Here is a 17,375-nt window from a genome sequence, read left to right as displayed (position 1 = left end):
ATGAGCTTGCGTATTGTACTATTGTGCGGGGGATCGGGAAAAAGGCTATGGCCTTTATCCAACGAGATTCGCTCCAAGTTATTTCTTAAGCTTTTGACATCCGAAGACGGGATCAAGGAATCGATGATTGAACGGATATGCAGACAACTGGATGAGGTGGGGCTGCTTCATTCCACGTGTATCGTCACGCATCAGAGTCAAGTGGAAATTACGCGCAGCTATGTTGGTGAGCACATCCCTATCCTAGGGGAACCTTATAAAAGAGGGACTTTCACAGCCATCGCTTATGCCGTAAGTTATCTTCATGAGAAACTGCAAGTCGATTCGAATGAAACGATTTGTGTTCTTCCAGCGGACACTTACGTCGATACCGCATTTTTTCGGCTGCTCCATCGTTTTCCCGATATCCTGTTACATTCTAAGGCAAATCTCGCTCTCCTCGGAACAAAGCCTACTCATTCTTCCGATCAGTTCGGTTATATCGTTCCCGTCCTGACCAAGGAGAATGGCGAATATTCTTTCATCCACCAGTTCATAGAAAAGCCTAATGAGCAGACGGCCAGTCGCTTAATCAAGCGTCACGCGATGTGGAACTGCGGTGTATTTGCATTCCCCTTAAGATTCATGCTCAACTATATGAAGGACACGGGGCATCCTGTTCAAGTTGAGCATTGGCTGGCTCACTACGAACAACTTGCCAATGCCAGTTTCGACCGGGAAGTCGTTGAGCTTACCATGCCTGCTGTTGTCATGGGTTATGATGGATATTGGAATGATTTGGGGAGTTGGATGGCGCTAAGCGGTTATTTGGAAGATCAAGTGATCGGACCTGGGCGAATATCGGACGATTCTCCGAATACCCATCTCATTAACGAACTGCCCTACCCCATTGAAATCATTGGCGTCCCGGATATCATCGCTGCGGCAAGTTCCGATGGCATTCTGATCGCGAATAAGGATAAAGCCAATCAAATCAAGGAAATACTCGCTCAAGTGCCTCAGATTTCAATGTATGAAGAGAAAAGATGGGGCTCCTATCAAGTCCTGAAATATTGGAAAGATGAATCGGGAATGGAAGCCATGATCAAGAAAGTGCAGCTCACCCAAGGAAAATATACGAGTTATCACCGGCATCTCGAAAGGCAAGAAATCGTGACAATTGTGACGGGCAATGCGGAGATTCTAATGGAAGATAGACTATATAAGCTGCAGACGGGTGATGTTTTACAATTTCCGGCTGGCATCAAGCACGGAATAAAGGCTGTTACCCATCTTGAGCTGATGGAGGTTCAACTTGGTAAGGATCTCACTCAAGAAGATATCACTCGATTTGAAATAGATTGGTAGAGTGTTTCTTGACTATGGGAGCATTACATTTAAGCATATATGTATGCAGCACGTGAAAAAATGAAATTTAATGGAAAGCCTGTACCCGGTCTGCCATTCCGCCTGATTTTGCAGCTTGTTTTTATTGCAGCCATCCTGCTTGCTTCCACGGGCTTCGGGTGAAATTTGAACAACCGCTCCCGCTATTTCAGCAGGAACGGTTGTAGTTTGGTATTTTTTGAATTGAATTCATAAGGTAAGTGATCATTTCAAAAACGCTTATTTTGCAGTCTATGAATATATGCTCTTGTCTTCCAGCCCGGATGTGTCGGGGATGACAGAACATCTGACAGTCGAGGGATTGATAATTCGGTAATTTCATTCTTACGCAGAATATCTCTTCAATAAAGCTGGTTATGAAACAAAACTAAAAAGCCAAAAGAATGGCCCTCTATGTCATGCCTTCCAATGTAATCATTTTTGCGGCAGTAACATATTTTACTTTCATGAATTTTCTCTAGGTATATATTCTAAGCATCATAAAACTATTTAGATAACTATCTAAACAAAAATGACACAATGTTCTTTTCCTTTTCGGCAATGGAACTAAGTTCTTGTCCTCACCTTGGGACAAGAACTTAGTTCCTTAAAACAAAAAAGCCGCTATAATAGCGACCTTGAATGGAACAATGTTTTTGTCCCGCGACAGCATCTAAAATTTAAACGACCGTTTACCAGATAGAAATACTGGGAAACGGTCGTAAGCTTATTCTAACATTAGCTTATTTAAAGGGATACTTATGCCATGAATTGTTACCCATTATCCTATCAACAATATGTTGTGCTTCCCAGACAGCTGCGATCTCTAATCCTTCGCATTCTTTTGAGTCAGCAGGTTTAATTTCACCCATGTAATAAATAGAATAATCACCAGTAAGCTGATCAATGACACAAGCAGGAGGCGGCCAAGCCTCTTCTTCATTTACGAAAGGTCGGTTTTCTACGACCGGCCAATCACCTGATTTTAAAACATCATCATAAACCCCAACAATAAATTGATAATCCTCCTGCTGAGGTTTATCCTCAACGTTGTTTCCCATATAGTTATAGATGGCTATACTCGCATCTTTAAATCTTCTGCCGAATGCAAATTTACCATTTGGCAGAGGTATGGCATATAGATCTCCCAATTTAATGCGTTTTCGTTTTATATTTTTCATGGTTTTCCAAACTCCTTCGTAGCGGCTTTAATATAGTTTCCATACTTTTTGTTATTTTTAGAAATACCATTTATAGCATTCCCTGAGGTGCCCTTTTGTGACTTTGCACCGCCATTTTTTATAATCATTTGTTGCTCTCTTCCACGTATTGCATTCTTATTACTAGACGACTTGTCAAGAATTGCACGACCATATCCCTGTTTATTCATATGGTGCTTAGCGTCCCTTTTAGCTATGTTTTCTAAGGGTGTGCCCTTTCCACTAGTGCGTCCTGTATAAACTGAACCATTTTTTGAATTGGTCTTGGTATAAGTTTGGTAAGTTTTGGTTGCAGCTTTTTTAATCGCTTTTCCAGCGGCCTTTTTCGCAACTTTTTTGACTCCGGTTTTGACAGCCTCTTTCGCAACGACTTTCACAATAACTATTATTATAAACAGAAGGAATGGATTATTCCCGTCATCATCCACCAGTGCAACAGGATTATTCGATGCATAACTATACCCGTTTCGGTTTAACGGGTTGTCTAAATCAACATCTTGTTCTAAATCTAGAGTTATAAAGGAACCTTGTTGGGGGTTATAATATCTAGTTAATAAATAATACAGCCCTGTGTCCTTATCGTATTTGTAACTAGCATAACGGTATGGGTTTTCATCCGCAAGCGAGCCGCTCTGATTTACAATATTCCCCCATGCGTCATATTCATACTGAGCTACTTCGTTACCAGTCTGATCCGTTAAACTAACGACATCCCCATGACCGTTTAAGTGGTAATAATAGGTATGCCCCTCTTTAGTCATTGCTACCAGACTTCCACTATCATCCCACGTGTACTCTCGAAGTGTTTTGTTATTTCCATCCGTTTCATAGATGACTTCATCGCCTTCATAGAAGTAATTCGTCGTTCCGGACTGACCGATGGACTGGATACGTCGCCCCTGTTCATCATAACTATACTGTTGTATTCTCTGACCAGATTGATCGTGCACTTCAATTAATTGATCCAGTGCATCATATATATACGTTTGTTTCCCATCGTTTAATAGGTTTCCATTATTGTCATACTGATAAGCCTGTCCATTGACAGAAGTTAATTGATTGGCGTTATTATGCTCGTATACAGTGGTTTGCTCCTGCCCATTGGTGACAACTACTTTTTGTGTCCGATTACCTACATCGTCATAACTATATTTAATCTTCTTCCCATCGGGTAGAGTTTCTTGTTCGAGTTGGTTAAGCGCATCGTACTCATACGTTGTATCACCTAATTCCGAATGAATTGTCTTTACATTCTCATTGGAGTCATACGTGTAGTCGTACTCGCGAATTACACTTCCTGTGCTGGAGTAATCACCGTAAGTGCGCAACTGTCCCCCAGTATCGTAGTCAGCCTTGGTTACAATTCCGTTTGCTCGATCGGCTTGTTCCATTGCAGCCATATCATTGTACTGATATGAAATGAGGTTTTGATTATCTTTGCTAATGCTTTTGACTTGATCTAACTCAGTGTAATCATAACTTACAGTAGACGAATGTCCACCAGTTGCAAATGAGAGCTCCTGAAGTCCACTATTCGCATTATAGATATACGACTTTTGATGTCCTCTATCTACCTCTGTTTCAGGTAATCCATCAGGTTTATACGTAAAGGAACGAGCACCATTGTTTACATTGACAAGTAAACCATTTTCATCATATTCATAAGCCCACTTTTGTTGCCCGTCTATACTTATAGTTTTGAGTTGATCCAAAGCCGTGAATGTCGTAGAGATTGTGTTCCTATTAGGAGTCGTGGTCTCAATTAGGTTGCCATTTGAATCATATTTGTTATCGGTCACATTGCCAATGGCATCTGTCTTTTTCGTTAACTGATTTTGCCCATTGTACTCATACTGAACTACAGCCTGTTTTGGATTTATCGTTTTAGTCAAGTTTCCGGCTGTATCATACTCATAAGTTGTCTCTTGTCGCTTCGGATCAATTACAGCTTTCAGACGATTTAACTTATCATAATGGTAATCGGTACTATTGTTATTTCCGTCGGTATTTGCGATCATATTCCCAACAGTATCTGTTGTCACTGTTGTTGTGTTTCCTGCTGCATCTATTACCGATTTGATATCGTTACCTTTATCATCGTAGCTGTACGTTTCTATCGATTGGTCTGGGTACGTCGTCTTTTTTAAGTTTCCATAGGCGTCATATTCATAACGCGTAACCTTTTGCTTGGCATCCACGATGGTTTCCAAATCACCAACTGTGGTATACGAGTAATTAGTCACATTTTGTCTAGGGTCAATTTCTTTGACAACGTGGTTCAGGTCATTGTACTCGTATGTCGTAACATTTCCAACTTCATCGATTTGAGTCAGAACATTACCTTTACTATCATATGTCTGCTCAGCAACAGTTCCATCTGGATTGGTTACTTTCTTGACATTATAGTTTGCATCTAGGACATACTGGGTAATCTCACCTTTGGCATTTTGGATTTTCTCTGCCACGAAGTTAGAGTTCAGCGTATAGTTTGTCGTATGGCCATTTGCATTTGTTACGTCTGCTGTACGAGCAGTGGTGTCATATTTGTACTGGATTGCCGGCCGATCACTTGCATCTGTAACCGAAACCGTTGAAGGTTCCTGCACTTTAACCAAGTACTCTTGATCATAGGTATAAGTGGTTAATCGATTATTCGGGTCAAAGATGGTTTTAATGTAATTGCCGCCATAACTAAACTGAGTTCGACTGTAAGTACCATCCTCACTATACTGATCTACAGTGACTAACTTTCCATTTTGGTACGTATAATCCGTTTTACGCCCTTCTAGCATGGCATAATCAACTAACCCATCTGAAGTATATTCAAATGTAATGGTACGTCCTGATGGGTCCTCTATACCAGTTAGTGCTCCGTACCCATTCCTTTTATACGTAATTCGGTTTCCATGCATATCTTGTTCATAACTGAGTTTGGCTTGAGTGATGCTTACTTGATCATCATTGGACACCGTATCAAAATGCATCAGGTATCCATGTTTGTCCGTTAACTCATAACCAGTCGTGGCCCCTGCGCTACTTTTCACCTTTTTTAGTGTCAGATATTCGCCCGCTGAAGGTGTATACGTATTGTTTGATGCGTTATATTTAAATTCATAAGCAGATCCAGTGTGGTCTGTAAATAATACGTCTCCGGTTTTGTAAGCATCTACGATGGTTTCACCACCCGTATAATACCATCCATAGCCGAAGGGTGAAGATTCGCTAGATTTAGAGTTATATGTCCGCATAAAGTCTACGGAGGTATCTCCTCTACCAGTTAAGGAATAATCATTGAACTGGATGATATTGTTCCCCGTGCCCAAATTGGTGTAACTTGTTCCATTCGCTATCGGATGACTATCGTACGTCCAGTAATCTTTAAGACCGAGTCGGCTAGCAGAGGTGTATGTCACACTTAAAAGCGGCGTGTAATCGGGATTTGACGTATCATCACCGGATATGAACTTTTTATAGCTATTTGTGGTTTCCGAATTGCTTTTTAACATGAATCCTTTATTTGATGTAGGATCATTAATCCATTTCTCTAGCATATTTGCAGGTAAGGACCACTTATAGTTTGCTGAAAGTGATGTTAAAGGACCAACTGCAGTTGTAGCCACTTGCGAAGCATTGAAGTCTCCTCCCTGTTTACTCCACAAGTTCGTAGCATCTGCATACATCCAAGATGCTGAGTATTCCGTCCATGCTTTATTGACACTGTTCAGTGTAATGTCCACATTGGTATTATTCGAAACGGACGCTAACCAGAGGTTCAAGTCAGCCGTTAAAACCTTTGCCCCCTGTGGGATCGTCGATGTATCAAACTGAATGAGAGAACGGATGATATTAGAGCTAGTGGCGTCTTTATATAGTCCTACACCTAATGTCGTGTCGGTTGCTCCGGTTTGTTTGGGAAAAGCACTACGTATATTGGTATCCGCTAAGCGGTATGTCGGTTGAAACTTAACAATGGTCGGATCGATAGTGACTGGGTATACACGTGACGCATCATTAAGCCACGCCAGACTGGGGATCACATCAATGTATAACTGTCCCTTTTTCTCTTTCAATTCATAGTGAATATCGTAGGAAAGAGATTCTTCAGGGTGAGCATTAACTCCCTCTACCTGCTGATAGCCTTCAGGTATAAAGGAATCATACATCAACGGTTTGTCTATGATATATTCAGTATCGCCTGTAGATGGGTTGACCAAGGAAACGGAGCCATCCTGTTCCTGGCGATAATCCAGATTACCTAGGGTTAAGGCAAAGGAGTAAATCACTGACTTTTTGCCTGTCGGTTTTTTGCTGAGTTTAAGCTCTTCTTTGAGTCTGTCGTTTCCGAGGGTATAGATTAAATCAGTATCGGGATAAAGGCCCTTATATTTCATTACATTATCCGTAACAATCCCTGCAGGTTTTGTGTTAGATATGCTTTGCGTGGTTTTTACCGGATTTGTTTCCGAAACGGGGTTGAAGCCAATGCTGAATTTATCCTCTTTGATCTCAACCAAATCGTCAGAAGTAGAGTGTTTCTTGTTCATTTCTACTTTGAATTCATGATCATTATTGTAAGCCGTTTGACTCGTCGTGTTTAAACGGTTATCAATAGGCTTCCACTCTTGATTAGAGGAATCTTGATAGTGAATCGGAGTTTCAGAAATTTGAGTCGTGTACGTCCCGTTCTCATTTGCGAATGTCTTAGATTTTTCACTTCGAAGCGAAGCGATTTCTTTTGAGGTGTTGTTGGACGACAAATTAGAATCGTCGGAAATGTTGCTTTCTTGAAGCGTTGATCTTTCGGCCGAGGGGCTCCCCCAAGCAGTGGTATTATTGAGCGATGATGTAGAGATTAAGGAACCAGCAATAATTAAGCTAATTACCTTATTCCAAAATTTGCGTTTCTTTTTCATGTTGTATCCCCTTGTCTATTTTTTTACAGCAAGAAGAGTTATACCATATACTTGGAATATTTTCTAAATGAAAAATTTGCTAAATGTTATCCGTACCCAAATACTTATTGTATTTTGGGCTATATCCCCACTTTATATTGAATTAGATAAATGCCTAATCGACAATCGGACTATGTTCTTGTCCTTTGGTTGGGACACCAACTTGTACCAATAAAAAAAAAAACCGCTAAAATAGCGACTTTAATGGGAATATGTTCTTGTCCCTCGACATCAGCAGCAGCTTTTCATATTTAAGAAGGGATGTCTCACAAGGATTACGACCTTGAGGGACATCCCTTCTCTTATTTCACTAACGTTATATTACTGTCCATCCACTGTAAACCGATAACTTCCCGATTGAATTCCGATTATTGCATATGGACGACCACGCTCTTGCACATAATCATAACCGATTGGATTTCCCTCCTCCATAATCACTGCTCGATCTGAAATAATAGGTAACTTAACCCTGCCACGAGTATTTGGAGGAATGGTCACTGTTAACTGATAGCCACGACCTTCCAACTTGAATTCGCACTGGATCTTGCCCCTAATAGAGCAGTGACTACCGCTGGCATATTGAATTCGATCGAAGCAGCCAGGTGCAATGAGGATCTCTCTGTAGGCGTCACTTAACGATGATATTCCGAGCAATTCCTTATATAACCATTCCAGAATATGTCCCATCATATCATGGTTGCGAGAACGGGAATCGTCCGTCCAAAATTCGGGCAGCGCAGTTTCTCCACGCTCAACAAATCGAATATAACTTGGATGTTTTGGCTGCATCATCATATCAAAGACGATATCATTTCGTTTCATCCCTGCCAGAGCACCAAATAAAAAGCGTAGTCCAATCTCCCCTGACTTCAGTTGTCTCCCGGATGTGGCCTGTAATAGCGCAGCTTCCACATCGGATTGATACTCCTCTTCCACAAGCTTGAAGGTAGAGCGGAATGGCCTGTACGACTTGATTCAGCGGATCAAACTCACCATTTAACTTGCAATAAGCGTAACGGCCTTCTTCTGTGACCTGACGTAATAACTTGGAATTATAACGTCGCTTCACACGTGCCGACTCTGATTCATAATAGGCAGATTCGTCATCGAGCCCAAGCGTGGAAGCGAATTTGGATACTAACGTATAGCACTCATAATAGAAGGCCGTTTCAACATTTTCGATATAATCTCCGCCACTTTGTGGTACGATGCCCCAATCACCGAGGCCATGCTGTATGAGCCCACCGTCCACTTCTTTTAACCTCAAATAATTCAAATACTTCTTCATAGCCGGATAAGCTTCTTCCAGTGCAGTTCGATTCCCATACGTCTGCAGCAGTAATTCCGGGACCAGAATGATTGCACTACCCCAGGCAATCGAATCCCGGAACCCTTCCGTAAATTTGGAGTATTCAGGTGCTATATCAGGAATTAACCCCTCTTCTGTCTGTGCTTCGATCATATCTCGTGTAATTTTCAGCCAGAGCTCTTCAACCGCTTTGACGTACATTATGGATGGCCCCATCAGACTTGCCGTCTCAATCCAGCCCAGTTTTTCAATGGTAGGGCAATCGGAATGCACGCTTTGGAGATTACTTTCGATCGCCTTGATTATAATCTCACCCAGTTTGGTAATACGGGAATCATCAGTTTCCAGTTGTCCCGCATCGGGTGATGCTGACGTGACGAAATGTCCTTTTACGTCATGAATAAATGGTTTCGATGGATCTGTACGGTCACGCGTACAGCCTTCTATCTGTACCCATCTTGCCCCATAACATGAAAAATCGGGCTTCCAGGTTTCCAGTTCACCTGTTCCAGATAGCGTATATTCTGAATACGTCACAATATCCCAAGGCGTGGCAACAGTTCCATCCTCGTTCCTTAGCTCCCCAGGTTTAATGGTTACTTTACTTCCGGCAGGGCCGCTGACATAGATTTCGAACATGCCTGACATATTCTGTCCTAAATCAAAAACATAAATTTGATCTTTAGGTTCCTCAATGCAAATCGTATCGTAGACGGATTTCACTATAATTGGTGGCTGGTTCTGGCTTACCAACTTCCCCTTGGGAGAGACCACCACCTTTGCTTTAGACCATGTAGAATCGTCAAATACCGATTCGTACCAACCTTCCGGATACAACCGAGCATCGAAATTTTCTGAACCATATACATTAGCTAAAGTAGTCGCACTGGCACAAACCTTCCATTGTTCACTTTCGGTCTGTACATACTGTATGGAACTGTCCTCATATTCAATATGCCACTCCCCAATGACAAGTAACTCGCTTCCATATGATTCGTACCCTTTTCCAATCGTGTAGAAATGACGGTCGCCTGCGTCGCCTGCATAAAATCCGTTGCCGACCGATAGTCCAATGACATTCGTGCCTTCTCGTATATGGTTTGTCACGTCATAGCATACGTATTGTACGGACTTTTCGTAATGGGTCCAGCCTGGGTCCATTTCGTTGGGGCCAACTTTTTCTCCATTCATGAATAACTTGAAATGACCAAGTCCCGAAACGAGTGCGTAAGCTCGCTTTATATTCCCTTTTGCTGAAAATTCAGTTCGGGCGTAGAATGGCTTTGCATCCCCTTTTCCGATCCAATTCGCCCTCCATGTTTCATCGTATAGATAACCGGTAAATAACAACACAGGATCACTCCAACACATTTTCCCATGCTGATTCCAGACTGCCACTCTCCAGTAATACGTCGTTACACTTTTTAGTTGTTGACCTTCATAACGAATGCCAAATTGCTCGAAAGAACTTACTTTCCCGCTATCCCACAGCAAATTTTTGTATTGTTCAATATCAGCTTTTTGTTCTGCGAATATGATTCGGTAATACGCCTGGTGTTGTTCACGCGCTGTGCTTTCCAACTGCCAGCCCAATACGGGAACATTTGTATCAATACCCAAAGGAGAATAATAATTATTGATCCTTAAATTCACCGGTTTCATCCGTAAGGCCTCCCTTCTATCACTAATCTCGAACCTTCTTGTTACTACGTAGAAGTTTGATGGGTTCTAATAAACCGTAGGGAGTGCCTTGGTACTCTAATGTATAATCTTCATCTTCGGGGTGGAATGACCACCAATCAATCCAGCTTGGATGGGTCTCCTGTTGATGAAGTGGACCGAACAGATTCCTTGGACTTCCAACGACTTCAACCACGACTTTATTCTTTTGGTCCGTCAGGAGGCCTTGATCTATGTCAAACCATGCCTCACATTTCCACGGAATGGTCTTACCTGTTGTTCCGTCCAACTTGATATCAAGGAGAACAGCCGCATATTTACCAAACTCCAGTCTGTATCCGTTAACTGATTCGATACCCTTTTCAATCTCAAAATCATAGTTCATACTGCCACAATAGTAGGGATAGCCTTGTTTACGCCAGTCGCCGTAAGTTAGATTGTCAGGCTCAATCACTATTTTACGATTAGGGTCGACAGCAAAATCTCCAATAATATATGCATTCTCCAACTCCATATCGTTACAATACGAGATCAGAACATTTAACGCATTAATGCCCTCATGTAATCCTGACAATTTATTTTTTTGCATACGCCGATCCAAATAATATCCTTCTGGCTCTTTATCCAAGCGGTTGCCATTAAGCTCAAAATCGAAACGATGTGCATCTTCAAATACCACAAATGCATCATTCGCTGGCACATCGGCAACCGCAAAGGTAAACCTGAGTTCCAGCGGGGTTTCATTGCCCGGATGTTCCTCATGAACCCAAAAGTACCTCTGCAGGTTTCCGTTGTGGAATACCTGACGCATACCCAGTCGTTCACGAATCATACGTTGGGCCCTCCACACCTCCATGGGCTCGGACCATGGTTCATTCCCCATGCGAAACTGGCATTGATCAAGAATAAGCGCATTAGGAGCGGTTCTTTCAAACGAGACAGGTTGTAGCTCTGAAATATACTCCTTGCTTATCTCAAACATGGTATGATCTTGATCAGATACATGATTCACGTCAGGCATTTCATCGTTGATAACGGTTGCCATTGCCTCTTGATGGGTTGAAGTGCATGACACAATATACAGCCTGGACTGTGCTGGTCCGAATGTATCGCTGAAGCGTATCTTGCCATCTTTCTTATGAACTGGACGTGGAATCATTTCGCCCGACCAAGCATCCCATTCTTCCAGGTGTTGCCCTTCTGAAATACAGATCTCCACTTGATGAGTGTTATTCCGATCATTATTTACAATAAAAACAGTCGAGCCATGTTGTACCTGGCGGTGCATGTGCAGAAAATGCTTCGCTTCCATGCCATCCTTATCCTGAATGCTTACGGCACGTGATGTTTTCTCGTTCAACAGAGGGGTCAGTTCAGCAGAATCTTTGAATTGAATATAGTGGCTATGCTTATACAGCTCATCCAAACGTTGCAGATTCTCCGACCTACCATCTATTAAGTACGGCACTTCCCCAAATGCAGCAACAATACCTCCACTGTCCATAAATGAAAGCAATATCTCGAGTGTTGAGGACATTACATTGTGAAGTGAAGGTAGAACAACGAGTGAATATTCTGCTTCACCCACGTATAGCTGCCCTTTCTCAACTCTGGCGAACTCTTTCATCATAAGCTCATCACCCAGATCATAATCGACATGCCATTCAACCATATGGTTGACGAATTCGTTGAACGACTTATCGTAGTCTGTCAGCATTGATTCATTACCGGCTGTATTCTTCCATGAGGATATGTTCACATTTTGTCCTAGATGTGACCATACCGACGAGGCTGGATGAATAACGAGCACATTCCGAGTTAACTTTCCCTCACTTAAGACCGAGCCGAGTCTTGCATAATAATCCTCCATGCGCCGATTATGATTCCACCAGTTCGTATGATAATTGAAGGATGGCGGATAATCCCGCTTACGACATCCTCTGAGTGAATACCAGGATAAATGATGGGTCAATAGGTTAATGCCTAAAGCAAATTGCCAATCCCCGATCCATCTTCGACTCTCAAAAGTTAAGTCCCAGCCTGTCACACCGTAAGTTTCGGTGATTATTTGTTTCTTACCAAGCTGATTCGCAACACTGGACACCTGTTTGATCGTTAAATGTTCTTTTGTCTGTTCTCCCAGTGTGTCAATACCCGGTATGTGCAAATATCGATAATGAGACATAACTGAACCGCTATGACGAGTCTGTCCGACGATGCTACCTTCGGAATGAAAATGTCCGGTGAACTGAACACCATGTTCTTGGCACCACTCCCCGATTTGTTTCGTATACGATTCGCTGAACGTTTCGGTCACGGTCAACCAGTAATCGTAACGTATTTGTGGTGAAAGAGTGCCTTGAAAAAAGAAGTATGGAAGCAACGTCCATATGGAATACCCTCTTCTGAGTTCGAACTCGCGCGCAAACACTTCGCTCCATGCAATCCAAGTCAATTCTGGTTCATTCATACGTTCGGCAAAACCTTGGATTGTCGGCTCATCGGTAAATATCCCCTGAACCGTTTTTCCGAATTCTTCTCCAACTGCCTCCCTGTAAGGTTCATAGTTCGTCTCAATAAATAACTTTACCGTGTCAGGATTCATGAGATCCGTGTAGGTGTCGCCATGACACCAGTCGTTTTTATCAGCGATTCTCACACGGAAGATGAGATAGATCTCATCTCCCCCATCAAGATCCACTCCGATCTCATTCTCTGGCAGTTGCCTCAGCCTCGTGATACTTCCCCCTGCTATGATGGCGTGATATATGGCTCCAATGGATGTATCTTCTCGTTCAAAGGTGCGGCTCATATCTAGCGTCAGTGCCTTGGCACGCACCTTATCGCCGCCTTTACTCGCGACCATTCCACCACCCATCCCTGAGGAATATCGATCTTCATCGTACAACCAGGCAGAGATGCCTGACTCCTTCGCCTTAGCGACACAGTCCTTGATCCGGTGCATAAACTCTTGGCTCAGATAGGGTGTTTCCAAGCCCTCACGCACATGCATCATAAAACCGCCCATGCCCTGTTCCTTGAAACCATCAATCTGGCGATTCAGCTCCTCCTGCTCCAACTTGTCGTTCCAAGCCCAGAATGGAACCGAACGAAACGAATGACCCGGATCTAAAAAAGCACGTTTCAATATGTCCCAATTCATGTGTCACCTCACAATGTACAGATTGATTAACCCTAACCTTTTACACTGCCAAGCACGATACCTTTGACGAAATACTTTTGCAGGAAAGGATAGATACATAAGACTGGCAGCATTGACACGAACAATTGGGCTGCCATGACTGTGCGATTCGAAATATTAGCAATAAGTGATAAATCGCTCGCATTCATATTGGTTAAATCTCTTGATACAATAACGGTTCGTAAATAGGTCTGTAACGGATAGTTGGACGGTGAGTTCATATAGATCATGCCATCAAACCAAGAATTCCAGTGAAATATAATTGAAAATAGTGCGATTGTTGCTAAGGATGGTTTAGATATTGGCAAGTAAATGCTCCATAATGTTCGCCAGGAACCTGCGCCATCCATTTGGGCAGATTCTTCTAGCTCTGGCGGCTGAGTACGGAAAAGTTAAGCATGAGCACAATATTAAATACATTAACCGCTGAAGGGATGACAAGAGCCCAGATGGTGTCCATAAGCCCCGTCTCTTTAACTACCATGAAGGTTGGTATTAATCCTCCATTAAAGATCATTGTTACAACGAAAAACCAGGAGTATATCGTTCTGGAACGAAACTTCAAATTGGATTTTGAGAGCGGATAAGCAGCAAGAACAGTTAGGGTTAAACTTAAGGAAACCCCGAGAATCACCCTTTGAAAGGAAACGAGTACTGTACTCATAAAGATGTTGTTACTGAAAATATACGTATAGGAATCCAGAGTGAAACCTACAGGCCAAATCGTCACCCATCCAGCTGAAACGGCTGCATTACTACTGAAGGATAACGCGGCCATATGAATAATAGGGAATAAACAAGTGATGGAAAATAGGGTTAAGAAAATGTAGTTTGCATATAGGAATACTTTACGAGAAAGCGTGCGTCGTTCGATCATGTATACAGCCTCCTTATTTATTGAGAGAAATTATCCTTATGACTCGTGAATTCCAATTAGAAAATGCGATAATTCGCGAGCTTATATGCGAGCAGGTAGGAGGTGCAGATAAAGATAAATGACACGAACGATTTGAAAAGTCCCACAGCTGTTGCTACACCATACTGCATCTGCTCCATGCCGATCCGGAACACATACGTATCCAGAATGTCTGCACTGGAATAGACTTGAGGGCTGTACAGATTGAAAACTTGATCGAAGCCTGCATTTAATATATTTCCAAGGCTTAGGACACTAAGTAATACGATGATTGGTTTCATGCCGGGAAGTGTAATATGCCACATTTGCTTTATATGTCCAGCACCATCCAACGCTGCTGCTTCATATAAAGACTTATCGATGCTTAGAATTGTGGCCAAGTATACGATCGTATCAAAACCAAGTTCTATCCATATATGCGAAGCAACAATTACAAAGCGGAACCATGCACCATCGCTTAAAAAATAAATAGGTTCAACACCAAAAAGTCCTAGAAAATTATTGATAATGCCACCTGAAGGTGACAGTATGTCGATTAGTATGCCAGATAAAATAATCCAGGAAATAAAATACGGCATATAGACAACTGTCTGAACCGTTCGTTTGAATACAACGTTCTTAACTTCATTAAGCAAGATCGCCAAACCAAGAGGAAATATGATGCCAACGATCATTTTCAACAACGAAATTAATAAAGTATTTCCAATAACTTGCATCGTATCTGGCATACCAAATACATACTTAAAGTTATCGAATCCAATCCATTCTGAGTTAAACCATCCATTTGAGGGAACAAAATCTTGAAATGCAATAACGATGCCAACAATCGGCCCATAACTGTAAATGAGAACCAGAATGACCGCCGGCAGCAGCATGATATGGTAAGCACCTGTAGAGAACCGACGTTTACGGGTTCCTTTTAGCTCCATGTGTGTGCACACTCCATCCGTTTTTATAAAAATAGAGGAACTGCGTAGTTCTCCTATTCATCATCACTTAGCTGCGTCCCAATCATTGACCTCTTTCGTAACTTCTTCGAGGCCGAGTTTATTCAATTGATCAACGAATTTATCGAAATTATCCAGTGAGTCGGATCCCATGATCACTTTTGTGTAATATTCAATAACTGCCTGCTCAATCGTTTTCAACCGATTTTTCATGGCATCCGTTGGTGCACCATAGAACTCATTCATTTTGAATAGATCTTGATTTACATATTCGTTCATATATTTAAACGAACCGGTTTCGCCGAACACCTTCTCGTATTGAGCGTTGGCGTTGTCTCCGTCTTTGTATTTTTGAATATTGTCATAGTATCCTTTTTCTTCGGCATTCAATTTAGAGGCATCTCCCGTTTTGAAAGCTTCTGTTATATTGAGATGACCTTGAAGGTTCTTTTTCGCTTTCCACGCTTTTGCAACGGCATAATGATGTCCCGGAGCTGGTTCAGGACCCAAGAATCGGTTGTATTCCTCGGGGGACGTATCTCCATAGTTCAACTCTGTCCAGAAATTAATCAGTTTCATAATGGCTTCCGGGTGCTCGTATCCATTACGCATCACATAGTAATTCTCAACATTTAACTGGATTTGAGGGTTAGCAGGTTGTGCGTCCTTGGATACGATTGGGTAAGCCATCCAGTTGGAGTCCGGGAAATTATCCTTTGTCTGCTGTAACGGAAACATACCATTCCACATTTGGCCAAAGTTAAAACCGACTCTTCCAGCAGCAGCCAACTCGGCCGCCTTGCCTGAATCTTTCGCGCCAAAGTCTTTCTCAATCAAACCTTCACTATACAGTTTGTTAAGATATGCAAGAGCATCCTTGACTTCTGGCTGTGCGCTACCGTACACAAGCTTACCATCTGTTCCACGAACCCACGTTTTCGGATAAGCATCGAAGGCATTGAATAATCCGATTGCTTCAGCCAAACCAGGAGTAAGAAAATCTTTGCTCAGCATGAGCCCAACAGTATCCTTCCTAGCATTACCGTCAGGGTCTTGCTCAGCAACTGCCTTGAGAGCCGTATATAATTCATCTGTCGTCTTTGGATTCGGCAGACCTAACTTTTCCAGCCAATCCTGGCGTCCCCACAAAAAGGAAGCGCTATCAATAGATGAGCTAGTCGATGGAATAGCAATCAACTTCCCTCCAAAGGTTGCTGACTCAAGAGCTGTGTTGCCTTCCTCGGTAATGATCTCCTTTGTCAAAGGCGTTCCATAATTTTTATAAACATCCGTTAAATCGGTGTATAGATTGGTCTTAGACAGCGTTGCAAGATTTTCCAGACTAGCACCTACAAGATCCGGTATATCACCTGATGCGATAGCAACGCTCATTTTCTGCTTTCCTGCATCCGCACCTTTGGTGTACCATAGCGGTTTAACAATAATACCAAGCTCATCCCGATAGGCTTTGATCCATTCGCTATTCTCCCACTTCTCTTCAGAAAAGCCGTCGGCGATCGCGTCCGCAATTGATATAGCAACTGTCAGTTCAATGGGTGGATCATACTTAGCCATCGGATCAGATGGGGGATTTGTTGCTGTACTGACGCCGTCATTATTGGATACATTGTTTGTATTGTTCAAACTGCATCCCGCCAGAAGTGAGAGACTTATCATCATTACTACAGCAAAAGAGAATACTTTTCTGTTTTTGTTCCTCATGTATACTCCTCCAGTCAATCAATATTATGTACAAGATAAGCTTACCTCCCAGAGGAAAAGAA

The 17,375-nt window shown here is 42.3% G+C and carries 8 protein-coding genes and 1 pseudogene; 1 reads left to right on the top strand and 8 read right to left on the bottom strand.

Translation table 11 applies throughout. The features are described 5' to 3' along the window. Positions 1 to 6 precede the first annotated feature (6 nt). Positions 7 to 1,347, top strand: a complete 1,341-nt coding sequence (locus P5G61_RS13175) for a sugar phosphate nucleotidyltransferase (RefSeq protein WP_301246931.1) — start codon at positions 7 to 9, stop codon at positions 1,345 to 1,347. Positions 1,348 to 2,108: 761 nt separating this feature from the next. On the opposite strand, the gene P5G61_RS13170 is transcribed toward P5G61_RS13175, so the two are convergent. The 8 genes and pseudogenes from P5G61_RS13170 to P5G61_RS13135 all read right to left on the bottom strand — a co-directional run bounded on the left by P5G61_RS13170 (position 2,109) and on the right by P5G61_RS13135 (position 17,313). Then, complete coding sequence (locus P5G61_RS13170) at positions 2,109 to 2,546, bottom strand: Imm26 family immunity protein (RefSeq protein WP_301246929.1); 438 nt, start codon at positions 2,544 to 2,546, stop codon at positions 2,109 to 2,111. Beyond that, on the bottom strand, positions 2,543 to 7,498 hold the full coding sequence (locus tag P5G61_RS13165) for a DNRLRE domain-containing protein (protein WP_301246927.1): 4,956 nt from the start codon (positions 7,496 to 7,498) through the stop codon (positions 2,543 to 2,545). The genes P5G61_RS13170 and P5G61_RS13165 overlap by 4 nt, the downstream gene beginning before the upstream one ends. A 360-nt stretch (positions 7,499 to 7,858) precedes the next feature. Then, the gene (locus P5G61_RS13160) at positions 7,859 to 8,449 is read right to left on the bottom strand and encodes an alpha-L-rhamnosidase-related protein (protein WP_301246925.1); all 591 of its coding nucleotides are present in this window, start codon (positions 8,447 to 8,449) and stop codon (positions 7,859 to 7,861) included. Next, positions 8,346 to 10,508: a family 78 glycoside hydrolase catalytic domain gene (locus P5G61_RS13155; protein WP_301246923.1), complete on the bottom strand. Its 2,163-nt coding sequence runs from the start codon at positions 10,506 to 10,508 to the stop codon at positions 8,346 to 8,348. The genes P5G61_RS13160 and P5G61_RS13155 overlap by 104 nt, the downstream gene beginning before the upstream one ends. A 22-nt stretch (positions 10,509 to 10,530) precedes the next feature. Beyond that, on the bottom strand, positions 10,531 to 13,689 hold the full coding sequence (locus P5G61_RS13150) for a glycosyl hydrolase (protein WP_301246921.1): 3,159 nt from the start codon (positions 13,687 to 13,689) through the stop codon (positions 10,531 to 10,533). 32 nt (positions 13,690 to 13,721) lie between these two features. Next, positions 13,722 to 14,605 (bottom strand): annotated as a pseudogene (locus P5G61_RS13145) (carbohydrate ABC transporter permease). A gap of 56 nt (positions 14,606 to 14,661) precedes the next feature. Further along, positions 14,662 to 15,573, bottom strand: a complete 912-nt coding sequence (locus P5G61_RS13140; protein ID WP_301246920.1) for an ABC transporter permease — start codon at positions 15,571 to 15,573, stop codon at positions 14,662 to 14,664. A gap of 63 nt (positions 15,574 to 15,636) precedes the next feature. Then, on the bottom strand, positions 15,637 to 17,313 hold the full coding sequence (locus P5G61_RS13135) for a type 2 periplasmic-binding domain-containing protein (protein ID WP_301246918.1): 1,677 nt from the start codon (positions 17,311 to 17,313) through the stop codon (positions 15,637 to 15,639). Between the last annotated feature and the right edge of the window lie 62 nt (positions 17,314 to 17,375).

The sequence above is a fragment of the Paenibacillus vandeheii genome, assembly GCF_030433635.1.
Classification (GTDB): Bacteria; Bacillota; Bacilli; order Paenibacillales; family Paenibacillaceae; genus Paenibacillus; species Paenibacillus vandeheii.
The sequence above is the reverse complement of the archived record's forward strand: the minus strand, read 5'-3'. Positions and strand labels throughout refer to the sequence as shown.

Excerpts from the sequence above, each read along its gene's own strand:
- P5G61_RS13150 (WP_301246921.1), bottom strand. The coding sequence starts at position 13,689 with ATGAATTGGGACATATTGAAACGTGCTTTTTTAGATCCGGGTCATTCG.
- P5G61_RS13140 (WP_301246920.1), bottom strand. The coding sequence starts at position 15,573 with ATGGAGCTAAAAGGAACCCGTAAACGTCGGTTCTCTACAGGTGCTTAC.
- P5G61_RS13165 (WP_301246927.1), bottom strand. The coding sequence starts at position 7,498 with ATGAAAAAGAAACGCAAATTTTGGAATAAGGTAATTAGCTTAATTATT.
- P5G61_RS13155 (WP_301246923.1), bottom strand. The coding sequence starts at position 10,508 with ATGAAACCGGTGAATTTAAGGATCAATAATTATTATTCTCCTTTGGGT.
- P5G61_RS13170 (WP_301246929.1), bottom strand. The coding sequence starts at position 2,546 with ATGAAAAATATAAAACGAAAACGCATTAAATTGGGAGATCTATATGCC.
- P5G61_RS13135 (WP_301246918.1), bottom strand. The coding sequence starts at position 17,313 with ATGAGGAACAAAAACAGAAAAGTATTCTCTTTTGCTGTAGTAATGATG.